This is a genomic window from Klebsiella africana, assembly GCF_020526085.1.
Taxonomy (GTDB): Bacteria; Pseudomonadota; Gammaproteobacteria; order Enterobacterales; family Enterobacteriaceae; genus Klebsiella; species Klebsiella africana.
The window spans coordinates 4,796,650-4,811,068 of the sequence record NZ_CP084874.1; the positions used below are offsets into that span (position 1 = coordinate 4,796,650).

At 58.2% G+C, this 14,419-nt stretch carries 12 protein-coding genes, 1 tRNA gene and 1 pseudogene; 10 read left to right on the forward strand and 4 right to left on the reverse strand.

Annotated elements, in window-relative coordinates; all coding sequences use genetic code 11:
• Positions 1-20: 20 nt before the first annotated feature.
• Positions 21-2,108: a DUF1176 domain-containing protein gene (locus tag LGL98_RS23065; RefSeq protein WP_136029862.1), complete on the forward strand. Its 2,088-nt coding sequence runs from the start codon at positions 21-23 to the stop codon at positions 2,106-2,108.
• Between the two features lie 115 nt (positions 2,109-2,223).
• A tRNA-Phe gene (locus tag LGL98_RS23070) sits at positions 2,224-2,299 on the forward strand.
• A gap of 670 nt (positions 2,300-2,969) precedes the next feature.
• Here LGL98_RS23070 and LGL98_RS23075 read toward each other — a convergent pair.
• The gene (locus LGL98_RS23075; protein WP_324197988.1) at positions 2,970-3,326 is read right to left on the reverse strand and encodes a PerC family transcriptional regulator; all 357 of its coding nucleotides are present in this window, start codon (positions 3,324-3,326) and stop codon (positions 2,970-2,972) included.
• Between the two features lie 136 nt (positions 3,327-3,462).
• Between LGL98_RS23075 and LGL98_RS26370 the strand changes: the two are divergent.
• Positions 3,463-3,570 (forward strand): annotated as a pseudogene (locus LGL98_RS26370) (hypothetical protein); the annotation flags it as partial.
• Here the strand turns inward: LGL98_RS26370 and LGL98_RS23080 are convergent.
• Positions 3,571-4,137: a helix-turn-helix transcriptional regulator gene (locus LGL98_RS23080; RefSeq protein WP_136029908.1), complete on the reverse strand. Its 567-nt coding sequence runs from the start codon at positions 4,135-4,137 to the stop codon at positions 3,571-3,573. It abuts the pseudogene before it with no gap.
• Positions 4,138-4,769: 632 nt separating this feature from the next.
• On the opposite strand from LGL98_RS23080, the gene pgaA reads away from it, so the two are divergent.
• The 4 genes from pgaA to pgaD are packed head-to-tail and all read left to right on the forward strand — an operon-like array spanning position 4,770 to position 11,011.
• Entirely contained in the window at positions 4,770-7,217 is a 2,448-nt protein-coding gene (pgaA, locus tag LGL98_RS23085; protein ID WP_168435213.1) for a poly-beta-1,6 N-acetyl-D-glucosamine export porin PgaA, read from the forward strand.
• A gap of 8 nt (positions 7,218-7,225) precedes the next feature.
• Entirely contained in the window at positions 7,226-9,241 is a 2,016-nt protein-coding gene (gene pgaB / locus LGL98_RS23090) for a poly-beta-1,6-N-acetyl-D-glucosamine N-deacetylase PgaB (RefSeq protein WP_136029855.1), read from the forward strand.
• Entirely contained in the window at positions 9,234-10,562 is a 1,329-nt protein-coding gene (gene pgaC / locus LGL98_RS23095; protein ID WP_136029853.1) for a poly-beta-1,6-N-acetyl-D-glucosamine synthase, read from the forward strand. Before pgaB ends, pgaC begins: the two co-directional genes overlap by 8 nt.
• Positions 10,562-11,011, forward strand: coding sequence for a poly-beta-1,6-N-acetyl-D-glucosamine biosynthesis protein PgaD (pgaD, locus tag LGL98_RS23100; RefSeq protein WP_136029851.1), 450 nt, complete (start codon positions 10,562-10,564; stop codon positions 11,009-11,011). The genes pgaC and pgaD overlap by 1 nt, the downstream gene beginning before the upstream one ends.
• Before the next feature lie 46 nt (positions 11,012-11,057).
• Here the strand turns inward: pgaD and LGL98_RS23105 are convergent, their stop codons facing one another.
• Positions 11,058-11,843, reverse strand: coding sequence for a DsbA family protein (locus LGL98_RS23105; protein WP_136029849.1), 786 nt, complete (start codon positions 11,841-11,843; stop codon positions 11,058-11,060).
• Positions 11,844-12,068: 225 nt separating this feature from the next.
• Between LGL98_RS23105 and LGL98_RS23110 the strand changes: the two genes are divergently transcribed.
• Positions 12,069-12,752, forward strand: coding sequence for a TerC family protein (locus LGL98_RS23110; protein WP_136029845.1), 684 nt, complete (start codon positions 12,069-12,071; stop codon positions 12,750-12,752).
• Here the strand turns inward: LGL98_RS23110 and LGL98_RS23115 are convergent.
• Positions 12,709-12,822 carry a hypothetical protein gene (locus tag LGL98_RS23115; RefSeq protein WP_168435205.1) on the reverse strand — a complete coding sequence of 38 codons (114 nt, stop codon included), beginning with the start codon at positions 12,820-12,822 and terminating at the stop codon, positions 12,709-12,711. The genes LGL98_RS23110 and LGL98_RS23115 overlap by 44 nt on opposite strands.
• Positions 12,823-12,897: 75 nt before the next feature.
• Between LGL98_RS23115 and cbpA the strand changes: the two genes are divergently transcribed.
• Together cbpA and cbpM are read left to right on the forward strand one after the other, a co-directional pair.
• Positions 12,898-13,815: a curved DNA-binding protein gene (cbpA, locus tag LGL98_RS23120; RefSeq protein ID WP_136029843.1), complete on the forward strand. Its 918-nt coding sequence runs from the start codon at positions 12,898-12,900 to the stop codon at positions 13,813-13,815.
• Entirely contained in the window at positions 13,815-14,120 is a 306-nt protein-coding gene (cbpM, locus tag LGL98_RS23125) for a chaperone modulator CbpM (RefSeq protein WP_002885324.1), read from the forward strand. Before cbpA ends, cbpM begins: the two co-directional genes overlap by 1 nt.
• Positions 14,121-14,419: the final 299 nt, after the last annotated feature.

The following is a 14,419-nucleotide window of genomic DNA, read 5'->3' on the forward strand; positions in this document are numbered from 1 at the left end:
GATTGCTGACAGGGATTGATATGCGCGCGTTCTTCTGGGCTGCCTGGCTGGGCCTCTGCTCTACGCCCCTGCTGGCGGCTCCCCTGCAAGGTTTTTCCTTTGCACAAAACGACTGGGAGCTCGCCTGCGATAATACCGGCACCTGCCGGGCAGCAGGCTATGGTGTCCGCATGGGCGAGGTCAGCGTGCTGTTAACCCGCAATGCGGGCAGTGAACAGCATCTCGCCGCCACGGTCACCTTTGCGCAAATCGAGCACGATATCCCCGCCGACTCCACCGCCAGCCTGCTGATCGACGATCGGGATCTCGGCGCGCTGGACGCTGTCGATGACAGCCACTTTCTCCTCGACAGCGATCAGACTACCGCCCTGCTGCAGGCGTTAACGAATCAGCGCAAAATCGAATTCACCCTTAACGGCCAGCACTTGCCGCTTTCCAGCGCTGGCAGCCGCGAGGTGCTGGGTAAAATGGATGCTTTTCAGCGACGCACAAGCACCGCCGACGCGCTGCTGGATAAAGGCGATGCCGGCGACGATGCTATTTTACCAGCCACTCCCGCCCCGGAAATTATCGCCGCCCCGGTTCTCCATAACGCGCAGCCAGTGCCGTTGAGTATGCTTCAGCGCCAGAAACTGCTGCCCACCCTGACGCCGCTGCTGAACCAGCGCTGCGACGACTGGCAGAACCAGGCCATCCCGGCGGCAGATCGCCAGATCACGCTGACCGCGCTGGATAAAACCCATTCTCTGGTGCAGGCGCTCTGCTGGCGAGCGCCCTATAACGACGGCTATGCCCTGTGGCTGGTCGATAACGCCCAGTTGAGCAAACCGCGGCTGCTCACTACCGAGGCCTCCAGCTACGCCAACGGCACTATCGTTTTTTTGCACAAAGAACGGGGCATGGCCGACTGCGTAACCGGCGAGACGCGCGTCTGGGATGGTAAAACTTTTACCCCCAGTCTGAAGTACAGCACTGGTATGTGCCGGGAAATCACCCCGGGTGGCACCTGGATGCTGCCGACCTTTGTCAGCCAGGTGATCCCCAGACAGCAGAAAGAGGCGGATAACCTGGCTCTGCGCACGCTGTATAACGCAGTGTTGAAAGCGCAAAAAAGCGATCCAGAATTGTCGCTGAATAAGATCGCCGAGCAGTTTCCGTTAACCGGCCATATTACCGACTTCACGCTCACTTACGCCGACGATACGCTGGTCACGACCAGTAAACCGTCTCCGGATATCAGCGATGATGAGTGGCAGGCGTTTCTGCGCTCCGCGATCAGCGCGGATTCAGAAAACGGCAAAGTCAGCTTCACGCTTATCGATCTCGACGGCGACGGCAAACGCGATCTGATCATCGACAGCTACGTGGGCGGCACCGGGCTCTTCAGCTACACCGGGGTGCTCAAGCGAGGTGATGATGATTTTGCCGCCGTCAACGGCAGCGACAGTGATAACGGTGATGATTTCGATGCCGGAGTGCCCGGTGCCCTCTTTTCCATTAATGGCCGCGGGGCTAACCAGTGGAACCACTGGGTCAAAATCAACGGTCAAGTGTATGCCCTGTGGTACAACGGCCAGTTTGGCGAAGATAACCTTTACCTGCTGCGTCCGTTCAGCACCACCAGCCAGACGCCCGCGGTGACGGTTCGCTATCGCTATACGCTGAACAGCATCCGTTCGCCGGAGAAAGACCAGCCGCTGACCCCCAGCCTGAGCGACGGCGATAAAGCGGACCTGCTGCGCTCGCTGGAGGTCATGCAGGGCAGCCTGTTGAAAGACAGACCCGCCAGCGACAACGACGCGCCGATCTGCCCCATCCCGCCGGGCACCTCCGCTGACGAGGCGGATAACTACTACAGCGGCGTCGCCGTTAACTATATCTATGAGACGGTGGCCTATATTCCAGTCTGGCTGAACGGGAAATGTTATATCGGCACCATTTTCAGCCACCATGGCGCCTATCGCCACGGCGTGGATGCGGAAATTACGCTGAGCTCGCCGCGAGAGGACGAGGAGGTCATTGGTGATTATCTCATCTCCGGACTACGCCACGTTATCGCCATTACCAGCGGCTGGAAAACCCGCGAGGGCGATAACGGCATGCAGTGAAGTTAAGCCAAAACGCGCCTTTGAACACGGAATTGCCGCAAAGATAAGCAATCGACAAGTAATTTAAGAAATTTGGTTGACGGGGTGGGCGGATTACGGTTTAATGCGCCCCGTTGCCCGGATAGCTCAGTCGGTAGAGCAGGGGATTGAAAATCCCCGTGTCCTTGGTTCGATTCCGAGTCCGGGCACCACTTATTTAGAGAACCCAGCCTATGGCTGGGTTTTTGCTTTTCTGCATCCGGACTCTTCATCGAACTCCACTCTATGATCCCCTGCCCGGCGGCGCTGCGCTTGCGCGGGCCTACGCTGTTTGAACCAGCAGAGGACCCGTAGGCCGGATAAGGCATTTATGCCGCCATCCGGCACAACCACGGGTACGGCGTCTAATATGTATCGCCCGGCGGCGCTGCGCTTGCGCGGGCCTACGCTGTTTGAACCTGTGGAGGACCCGTAGGCCGGATAAGGCATTTATGCCGCCATCCGGCACAACCGCGGGTACGGTGTCTGATGTGTATCGCCCGGCGGCGCTGCGCTTGCGCGGGCCTACGCTGTTTGAACCAGCAGAGGACCCGTAGGCCGGATAAGGCATTTATGCCGCCATCCGGCACAACCACGGGTACGGCGTCTAATATGTATCGCCCGGCGGCGCTGCGCTTGCGCGGGCCTGCGCTATTTGAACCTGTGGAGGACCCGTAGGCCGGATAAGGCATTTATGCCGCCATCCGGCACAACACAGGTACGGCGTCTGATGTGTATCGCCCGGCGGCGCTGCGCTTGCGCGGGCCTACGCTGTTTGAACCAGCAGAGGACTCGTAGGCCGGATAAGGCGAAGCCGTCAGGCAAACGCCATAAAGAAAGGGATTACTCGGCGGCCGTCTTCCCTTTGCCGGGCAGCCTGAATGCTTCGCCATAGGGCTTCGCAATGCCCATGCGATACTGCGTCTCTTTGGCCGCCTGGTGGAGATCGGCAAACGCCTCTTTCGGCGTCGGCGGACGTTGCGCCTTTTTCAGACACTGATTGCGATGGTGACGGATCCATTCTCTGTCATCATCGTCCAGACAGCGCTGCATCACCTCTATCCATCTTGATGCCGCCCGGCGGTAGAGCCCGCACGCCTCTAACCGTTCAGCAATACTGTCCCTTATTCTCATCCACCTCGCTCCTCTGATGCTTTCACGAAATTTCATGGTATTCCGGCGCATGATCCGGAATACCATGATAGAGTTAATTTATGACAAAACTATTCCTGTGCGGCGCAAGGAATATATTCATTATAATAATCGCTGTGCATAGCAAACCGCATTGGCGGTAATTACTTCCAAAGAGCTCCGAAATTATATGCCGACGTAGCCAGTGATACCGAATGGTAACGACGGTTATACCTATCAATAGCCATTTAATTTATTATATTTTCGTCATCAAATACCTTGCGATGTTATCCATTCCCTGTACAGCAAAGCCTTAAGGGGATGCACCGGCCTGCTCCAGCAGTTTATTTCTAAAGATAAATAAGCAGGCTTCATTAAAATTATCTAATCCCAGCCGTTCATAAAGTGCGGTGCGCTTGCGGTAAAGGCTTTTTACCGACGTATTCAGATTCACCGCCACTTCCTCCATTGTCATTCCTGTCCAAAGCAAACGCAGCATCAACTGCTCGGTCATACTTAAGCGCAGATCGTCAAACCACTCTTTGGTCAGTCGTTTGCTCTTCATTTCCAGAAAAAGACCAAATAATGTCGCCATATCCGCAGGTGATAATGACATGTTTAAAAACGACTTCAGACTGAGTAAATGCTCTTCCCGATGGCGCATATCGAGGACAATACAGCATATTCGCTTTCGGGACTGTGCTACCTCCATCACCAGGTAATCGTAATGACAAAGCGGCGCGCGGCTATCAACCAGCAGAGAGACTTCATCAACCTCATTATCTAAACTCGTTTTTCCGCTAGAATCTAACTGAATGATATCAGGAAAGAAATTCTTAACACCTTGAAAAAGATAGTAATCCTGGGTAACCAATATCATTGAAGTTGCCACAAATCGTCCCTTTTACATTTAATCAACAAATTCTCGTCAACCAGACGTATCCTTCGCCCTATGGAACGCTTCGCATGGCGGTGAAAATAACGAGAGCTGTGATTTATCATTAGCGCGGCATCTGAATCAGGCTGAGAAAAACCTCCTTAGGTGCTGATAGAAAATAAACGGATTAATTATAAATAAAAAAATCCCACAGAAAAGATGCTTTTTTTGCTATTGAGAATTTTTGTCAGAAATCATCTTAAATATCCGCAAAAAACGCTTATCCCTTCCCCTATATATGTTCCAGGTCATTTTTGAAACAAAATTTCACCCAGCATTATTTTTTATCTATTTCAGTCAGTTAACAAAACCCCGTTCAACATCACCGTGTTAATTAAGGCGATTTTACAGATTTATCTTAAAACGCAGCTCATCATTAAGCCATATTTATCCGCTGTCATATCGGGTATAAATTATCCATCCAATTATCAACCGGAGATATGTTTAATAGCTTGCAATAAGTCATTCACCGGCAGTGCCAGTCAGCTAAATGGGACCATCCTCATCCTTTAACTCACCGTCAAAGGACGGTCGTGTTGTGCAATGGATTCTTGATGAACATATGGCAAATAGAAATGGAAAGATCACCTTATTCAAATACGTTATTGTTTAATCGCAACACGAAACTCTCGCTGTCAATCGGCTTGCTTTTGCTCCTTCCTGCGTTGGTTCAAGGAGCGGATTCGCGCTATGACCAGCAGATCCTGCAAGCACGTGAAGGCCAGTACGGCCCCTTTCTCAGTTACCTTCAGCAGTACCAGCTGCGGCATGCCTTAGCCCCTTCTCAGGTGGCGGACTGGCTGCAGGTAGCTCTCTGGGCCGGTCAGGACGATGAAGTGGTGAAAGTCTGGCGACGCTACCAGATCTATATGCCGATTCCCGCACGGGGGACCGCCGCCGCGGCGCAGGCCCTGCGCAACCAGAAACAATGGCAAGCCTCGCTCACCCTCTGGCAGCAGGCTCTCAGCCAGGCCCCTGACAGTGACGACTATCGTATCGGCTATATCAAAACGTTGGCCGATGCTCGTAGGGACGGCGAGGCGCTTAGCGAAGCGCGTCGCCTGGTGGCCGAGCAGGCAAGCGTTGCGCACCTGCAGACACTCTCTTATGTCTACCTGCGGCTGGGCAAGAGCTGGGACCAATTGTTGGTGGACACGCAGCTCCTAGATCGTGAGCCGCAAAACAAAGCCGCGCTGGCCAGCCTGATGGCGACCCTAACCCGCAACCGGATTGATACCCCCGCTCTCGGCCTGGCGGATAGCGTCGAACTGACGCCTGCGGAAAAGCGCAATCTGCAGTTGAACGCCGCCGCCGAACTGGTGCGCCTTGCCGATACGCCTTCCCGTGAAGAAGACGCGCGTTACGCGCTGGCCCGCACGGCGCTCACGCAGTATGACGCGATGATTGCCGCCTGGCACACCGACCCGCAGGCTGCGTCCGACATCATCCGGGCGCGCATTGACCGTCTGGGCGCGCTGTACGCCAGCGCCGAGTACGCGCAGGTCATCCGCGAATACCAAAGCCTGATCGCGCAGCAGCAGGCCGTGCCCGGCTGGGCCATCGGCTGGGTCATCTCCTCTTATATCGCCCTTAAACAGATTGAGCCTGCGCTGACGCTCATTCAACAACATCCTTCGTGGCTGACAAGCCAACAGAATGAGGAACACGAGCTGTTCTACGCGCTGCTGGACACCGGTCAGTATCCGGCTGCGCAACGGTATGTCGCCCGCCTCACCCGGAATGCGCCCTACATCCGTCGTCTCTACGGCTCGCCAACGCCACAGCCGAACGACGACTGGCTTACCGCACAGTCGCTTAACGCGCACTATTTAGCGGCCACCAACGCCCTGCCGCAGGCCGAAACCCGGATGCAGCGCCTGGCAGAGACAGCCCCTGGAAACCAGGGCCTGCAGATAGACTATGCCGCCCTTCTGCAGGAGAGAGGGTTGCCACGGGCAGCCGAACGCCAGCTAAAAGCGGCGGAATCTCTGGAGCCCACCAGCCTGCAGCTGGAGCGCCAGCAGGCCTGGGTCGCCCTCGATCTGCAGGAGTGGCGGCAAATGGATCTGCTGACCGACGATGTCGTCGCCCGATCGCCACGGGATTTGAATACCCAACGCTTAGCCCAGGCGCGCGAGATCCACCATCTCTCTGAGCTGCGGCTGAGCGTCGGCAAAGGGCTGCATTCTGACAACCCGGTGAGCGGCACGCATGACCTCAGTTTTGAGACGGCGATCTACAGCCCGCCGCTAGCCGACAGCTGGCGATTGTTCGGCGGCCACCGCTTTGCCGAAGGCAATTTTGAGGAGGGGAAAGGCAGCCGTCGCCAGCTGTTCGCCGGTATTGAATGGCGTCCGCGCGACTACTGGGGCGAGCTTGAGCTCTCCAGCGTCAATTTTCACGGCGAGAACAAGCCCGGCCTCCGCCTTTCAGCCGCGCACGACGTTAGCGATCGCTGGCAACTGGGCGGCGAACTGGAGCGAATTTCGCAGCAGACGCCGCTGCGCGCGTTACGCAATGGCGTCAGCGCTAACCGCGGCGAAGGCTGGCTGCGCTGGTATCAAAACGAACGCCGGGAGTACCGCATCAGCGCGGCCGCCAGCCGCTTTACCGACCACAACCGTCGTCAGGAGTACACCCTTTCCGGTAAAGAGCGCCTCTGGCAGACGCCATGGTTAACGCTGGATCTGCAGCCCGGTCTGTCGGCCAGCGCCAATAGCCGCACCGACACCGCCTACTACAGTCCGGCGCGCGACCTCGCCGCCACCGCGGCGCTGGCCGTCGATCATACGCTTTATCAGCGCTATGACACCGTCTGGAGCCAGCAGTTACTCGCCGGCGGCGGCGGCTACTGGCAAAAAAATCACGCCGCTGGGGCGATAACGATACTGGGGTACGGCCAGCGCCTGCGCTGGAACAACGTCGTCGACACCGGGGTGATGCTGAACTGGGATAAGCGCCCCTACGACGGTAAACGCGAAAACAATCTCGCTATCACTCTTGATGCAAATATACGGTTTTAAGGATGACCATGCTGAACACGACCCTGCGCAATGGCCTGATGCTTCTCGTCTGGCTGTGCCTTATCTTCAGCGTGCGTGCTGAGGAAGTTCCCTTCCTCGCCCCGCAGCAGCGCCCCCAACTGGAGGCCAATCAACCCTGGCCGGCGGATCGCTTTCTGGTGCTGGCCTACCATGACGTCGAAGACGATGCCGCCGACCAGCGTTATCTTTCGGTGCGCACCAGCGCGCTCAATGAGCAGATCGCCTGGCTGCTGCATCATGGCTACCATGCAATTAGCGTCCAGGACATTCTGGATGCGAACCAAGGAGTTAAATCTCTTCCACCTAAGGCTTTTCTCCTCAGTTTCGACGATGGTTACAGCAGTTTTTATACCCGCGTATGGCCGCTGCTTAAGGCCTGGAACGTCCCGGCGCTGTGGGCGCCGGTGGGCAGTTGGGTGGACACTCCCGCTGGCCAGCCCGTGAATTTTGGCGGCTTGATGACGCCGCGCGAGCGCTTCGCTACCTGGGAGATGGTGCGCGAGCTCAGCCGCTCACCGTTGGTGGAGATCGGCGCTCACACCTGGGCCTCGCACTACGGTCTGCCGGCCAATCCGCAGGGCAGCCGCGAGCCTGCCGCCGCCAACCGCGGCTGGGATAAAACCACCGGCCGCTATGAAAGCGACGCGCAGTTTATCCAGCGGATGACCGATGACGTGCAGAAAGTGACGGCGAAAATCCACGAGGTTGCAGGGAAAGCGCCGCGCGCCTGGGTGTGGCCCTACGGCGCCGCCAGCGGCACGACCCTGTCCATCGCGAAACAACAGGGCTATCAGTTGGCATTTACGCTGAACGACGGCCTGGGCAACGTTCATGATCTGGACAATATTCCGCGCCTGCTGATCGCCGGGAATCCGTCGATCAAGGCCTTTGCCAACGCCGTGACCCAGATTCAGGAAGCCGATTCTGTTCGGGTGATGCATGTGGATTTGGACTATGTCTATGATCCCAATCCCGTCCAGCAGGCAAAGAATATCGATAAGCTGGTACAGCGCGTCTATGACATGAAAATCAGTCATGTCTTCCTGCAGGCCTTTTCCGACCCGCAGGGCGACGGCACGGTCAAGTCGCTCTATTTCCCCAACCGCTGGCTGCCGATGCGCGCTGACCTGTTTAACTTCGTCTCCTGGCAGTTACAGACCCGCGGCGGAGTGAAGGTTTATGCCTGGATGCCGGTGCTGGCCTTCGATCTCTCGTCCGATCTGCCGCGCGTTCAGCGCTGGGATCCGCAAACCGGGAAGGCATTAGTTGCCCGCCAGCCGTACGTCCGCCTGTCGCCCTGGGATCCCCGGGTTCGCCAGCAGATCACCGACATCTACGAAGATCTGGCCCGACACGCCAGCTTCAGCGGGATTCTGTTTCACGACGACGCCGTGCTGACCGATTTTGAAGACGTGAGCCCGGAGGCGCTCGCCGCCTGGCGGCAGACGGGTATGGCGCACGATGCCGACCCGGTGCCCCAACGTCCGCAAGAGCGCCAGGCATGGATGCGTTTCAAAAGCCAAACCCTGACCCGCTTCACTCTGGATCTACGCCAGGCGGTGCAGGCCATCCGCGGCCCACAGGTGAAAACGGCGCGTAATCTCTTCGCCCTGCCGATCCTGGAGCCGCAAAGCGAAGCCTGGTTTGCGCAGAATCTGGATGACTTCCTTGCAGCCTATGACTGGACGGTCCCCATGGCGATGCCGCTGATGGAGTCCGTGCCGATTGACGCCAGCCAGGCCTGGCTGACGCGGCTGATTCAGGCCGTCGCCCGCCACCCGGGCGCACTGAAGAAAACCATCTTTGAACTGCAGGCGAGAGACTGGAATCGACGCCAGCAAAACGCCATTCCCGACCAGCAGCTGGCGGACTGGATGCGTTTGCTGCGGCTGAACGGCGTCAAAAACTACGGCTACTACCCTGACGATTTTATTAACAACCAGCCTGATATCTCTCGTATCAGGCCGCAATTTTCTTCCTGGTGGTACCCTGACCATGACTGATCGCATTATCGCATTGTGCATTTTATGCCTCGTATTCGGGCTGCCGTTAGGTGTCGCAGCGGTATTTACCGGCGAGCTTATCCTCGATTTTGTCTTTTTCTGGCCGCTGTTTATGTCGGTACTGTGGATCACCGGGGGTCTGTACTTCTGGTTTCAGCTGGAACGTCACTGGCCGTGGGGGGAGGATACCCCGCCGCCGACGCTGCCGGGCAATCCGCTGATTTCGATCCTGATCCCTTGCTTCAACGAGGAGAAAAACGCCCGGGAAACCATCAGCGCAGCGCTGGCCCAGCGTTACGCCAATCTCGAAGTGATCGCGATTAACGACGGCTCTTCGGACAACACCGCCCAGGTGCTTCAGCAGCTGGCGCAGGAGGAGCCGAGGCTGCGGGTGATCCACCTGGCCGCCAATCAGGGAAAAGCGGTGGCACTCAAAGCAGGCGCCGCCGCCGCCCGCGGCGATCTGCTGGTCTGTATCGATGGCGACGCCCTGCTGGACCGGGATACCGCGGCCTGGCTGGTCGCGCCGCTGATCCACTATCCGCACGTCGGGGCGGTCACCGGCAATCCGCGGATCCGCACCCGATCCACACTGATCGGTCGCATTCAGGTGGGAGAATTTTCGTCGATCATTGGGCTTATCAAGCGGACGCAGCGGATCTATGGCCGGGTCTTTACCGTCTCCGGCGTGATTGCCGCCTTCCGGCGCCAGGCGCTGGCGGACGTCGGCTACTGGAGCCCGGATATGATCACCGAAGATATTGATATCAGCTGGAAGCTTCAGCTCCGCCACTGGGACATCTTTTTCGAGCCGCGGGCGCTGTGCTGGATCCTGATGCCGGAGACCCTCAAAGGGTTATGGAAGCAGCGTCTGCGCTGGGCCCAGGGCGGCGCCGAAGTCTTTCTGGTCAATCTGCGCCGCCTGTTTCACTGGCAGCATCACCGGATGTGGCCGCTGTTTCTGGAGTATGCCTGCTCCACGCTGTGGGCCTTTGCCTACGCGATCACCATTCTGCTGTTTATCCTCAGCCGCCTGATGCCGCTGCCTGACAATCTGGCGGTGCATAGCCTGTTTCCACCGGAATTCACCGGCATGCTGCTCGGCCTGATGTGCCTGCTGCAGTTCGTCGTCAGCCTGTATATCGAGCGGCGCTATGAGAAAAAGGTCGCCAAATCGCTGTTCTGGGTGATCTGGTTCCCGATGGTCTACTGGATGATCGGCCTGCTGACCACGCTGGTCGCTTTTCCGAAAGTGATGGTGAAACGTCAACGTTCCCGCGCGCGCTGGGTGAGTCCGGACCGGGGAAAAGGAAGCCTGTGATGAATGAAAATACGCTCATCTTAACCGAACATCGGGTGCTGCCCCGGCTGGTCGACGCCGTTTTAACGCTGCTGGCCTGGCTCGGTTTTCTGTTCTTTCTGTACGCCAATTTGCTGATGCAGTTTATCGCGCCGCCCTCCCCGCGCTGGGAATCGCTGATGGACTCCCTGAATACGGCGCTGGTGTATCTGCTGATTGCCGCGCTGAACGGCTGGCTGTTGATCCTCTGGTACCACTACAACCGGCGCCGCGCCCGTACCCGGCGTCATACCGCGGTGCTCGCTCTGCGCGACGATGAGCTGGCGAGCAGCTTTAACGTCGCGCCGCAAATTATCTCGGAAATGAGCCGCTATAATTTGCTCACCGTTTACCACGATCAAATCGGGCAGATTATTGATTTAAAAAGCCACGCGTTACCGTCGCCGCAGGAAGAGAGCGATGACGCATGAGAGCAAGGCCGCCGTCGGCGGCCTGTATGGGTAACGACGCCGGGGATCAGCCGCCGGCTTTTTTGATGGCGGCTTCCAGCGAGGCTTTGTCTGCCAGCCCCGGGAAGACGGTGATGCTGGCTTCCGTAGCGCCAGTGGTCGGCATCACGATCACGCCCGGCGTGCCGCTGAGGCCAATCTCCTGCGCCAGATCGTTAATGCTCTGCAGCACCGGTTCGACGTCGGCGGCCTTCTTCGCATCAAAGCCGGCTTTCTTCGCCTGCTGCTGGATATCCGCCATCGTCAGCTTGCCTTCGTTATGGCCGGTAGCGTAAATCCCGTTATGGTAGGCCAGATAGGCATCCGCCCCTTTCTGCTGATAGATCTGCAGGCCGGTTTTCGCTGCCTCCAGCGAGCTTTCCCAGCGGCCGCCAAAAATCGGCCACTCTTTAAAGGCGAAGCGGGTCTGCGGGTGCGCTTTAATCACCTGCTCCATCACCGGCGCCAGACGGCTACAGTACACGCACTGGTAGTCGAAGAACTCGATCACCGTGACTTTGCCGTTGGCCGGGCCGTAGGTCGGGGTATTTTTATCCTGGGTCAGCACGGCGGCGTTCTTCAGCACCGCCTGAGTGGCCGCGCTGGCCTGCTGCTCAGCCTGAATTTGCTGCAGTTTCTGGCTCGCCTGCAGGAGGACTTCCGGGTGGGCGACCAGATAGTCGGCGGCGATTTTGCCGATTTGCGCCTCCTGTTCCGGGGTAAAGGTCGCCGGCGCGTCAGCGGCAGAGGCCATCGCTGGCAGTAAGACAGCGCTTAGCAGGGCGACAGAGAGATAGTTCTTGTGGCCAGACATAGTGGGGATCCTTGCGATAAGTGAACGGCAGGTGAGTCTGGATGACAAAATATCACCCTTTTTCGCCGAAGCCTTGCCCAACGGCGCCTTGATTCGTAACTTTATTTTTCAGGCTCTCTCTTTCCCGCGCGACGGCGCAGGTCTGCGCCAGTGGTCAACGCGGCCCAGGCGGAGTACCCTGCGCAGCGGTTTTTCTAGCTCTTTTTTCAGGTGGTTTCTCTCGATATGTATGCATTTCTTCAACAATGGGACATGGCGGTAATTATGCTGCAGATTGTCGCCATCGACTTACTGCTGGGTGGCGACAATGCCGTGGTGATCGCCATGGCCTGCCGCAAACTGCCGCCGCAGAAACGTACCAAAGCGATTATCATCGGTACCGTGGGCGCCATCCTGGCGCGCGTTCTGCTGCTGGCGATCGCTCTGTATCTTCTGTCGCTGCCGTGGCTGAAAATAGTCGGCGCGCTGCTCCTGCTGTGGATTGGCATCAAGCTGGTCAGCAATGAGGAAGAAGAGAGCGAGGTTAGCAGCTCTGGCAGCCTGTGGCGCACCGCGATCACCATCACCGTTGCCGATGTGATTATGTCGCTGGATAACGTGCTGGCGGTAGCTGCTGCGGGAAAAGGGCACATTGCGTTGGTCGCCCTCGGCGTGGCGATCAGCATTCCGGTTATCGTCGCCGGCAGCAAGCTGGTGCTGGTTCTGCTCACCCGCTTTCCCACGGTGGTGCTGCTGGGCGGGATGCTCATCGGCTGGATTGCCGGGTCAATGCTGGTCAGCGACCCTACCATTCGCCAGCTGTTTCCCAGCGCTGGCGAGGGCATTGCACGACTGACCGGCGCCATCGGCGCGCTGCTGGTGCTATTCACCGGATGGCGCCGCCGTCCACGGCCGCAGGCGAAAGACTAATCGTATCCACGGCGCCGTCGACCCCGACGGCGTCAAGTTTCCGCCACTTTTCTTCCCCTTCAGGGCGCATTTGCCCTACGCTTTATACTGACGCCTGTTCCAGGGAATATGTAACCACCGCACTGAGCATAGATGAGATAAAATCATGGAATTGAAGGATTATTATGCCATTCTCGGGGTGCAACCAACCGACGATCTTAAAACCATCAAGACCGCCTACCGCCGCCTGGCGCGCAAATATCACCCCGACGTCAGTAAAGAAAGCGATGCCGAAGCCAAATTCAAGGATCTCGCCGAAGCCTGGGAAGTCCTGAAAGATGAGCAACGGCGCGCCGAATACGATCAGCTCTGGCAACATCGCAACGATCCCGGCTTCGGTCGCCAGCAGCAGACCCACGAGCAGAGCTACAGTCAGCAAGATTTCGACGACATCTTCTCCTCCATGTTTGGCCAGCAGGCGCATCAGCGCCGTCGTCAACACGCGGCGCGCGGCCACGATCTGGAGATCGAAGTGGCGGTGTTCCTTGAAGAGACGCTGGCCGAGCAAACTCGCACCATCAGCTATAACCTGCCGGTGTACAACGTGTTTGGCATGATCGAAAGTGAAACGCCGAAAACGCTGAATGTGAAGATCCCCGCCGGGGTAGTCGATGGTCAGCGTATCCGCCTGAAAGGCCAGGGGACGCCGGGGGAAAACGGCGGTCCGAACGGCGATCTGTGGCTGGTGATCCACATTGCCCCGCATCCGCTGTTCGACATCGTCGGCCATAACCTGGAGATCGTCCTGCCGCTGTCGCCATGGGAGGCCGCGCTGGGCGCGAAAGTGACGGTGCCCACCCTGAAAGAGAGCATTCTGCTAACGGTGCCGCCGGGCAGTCAGGCTGGACAGCGCCTGCGCATCAAGGGCAAAGGGCTGGTGAGCAAAGCCCACACTGGCGATTTGTTCGCCGTCATCAAAATTGTCATGCCGCCAAAACCAGATGAAAAAGCGCGTGAGCTCTGGCAACAATTGGCCGCCGCCGAAGCCAGCTTCGATCCGCGTAAGACATGGGGGAAAGCCTGATGGCTACAGTAACAGTGACGTTTACCATTACCGAATTGTGCCTGCGTACCGGGGTGTCGGAAGAGGAGCTGACGGAGATCGTCGGCTTAGGGATGATTGAACCACACCAGCCGCAGGCGGACACCTGGCTGTTCGACGACAGCGCGGTGACGATTGTCCATCGCGCGGTACGCCTGCGTAACGAGCTGGAGCTGGACTGGCCGGGGATTGCGGTGGCGCTGACCCTGCTGGATGAGAACGCGCGGCTGACCCGCGAAAATCGCCTGCTGCAGCAGCGCCTGGCGCGCTTCCTCGCCCACGGATAGGGGCAACATCCCGGGTGGCAGCGTTCCGCCTTCGTGCCGGATGGCGGCTACGCCTTACCCGGCATACAAACGGCACTGGGCCCACCATTGCATTGGATCCGTAGGCCCGCGCAAGCGTAGCGCCGCCGGGCATGGCCACAGCCAGGCAGCCGCCTGTATGCCGGATGGCGGCTACGCCTTATCCGGCCTACAAACGGCACTGGGCCCACCATTGAAATGGATCCGTAGGCCCGCGCAAGCGTAGCACCGCCGGGCATGGCCACAGCCATGGAGCCGCCTGTATGCCGGGTGGCGGCTAC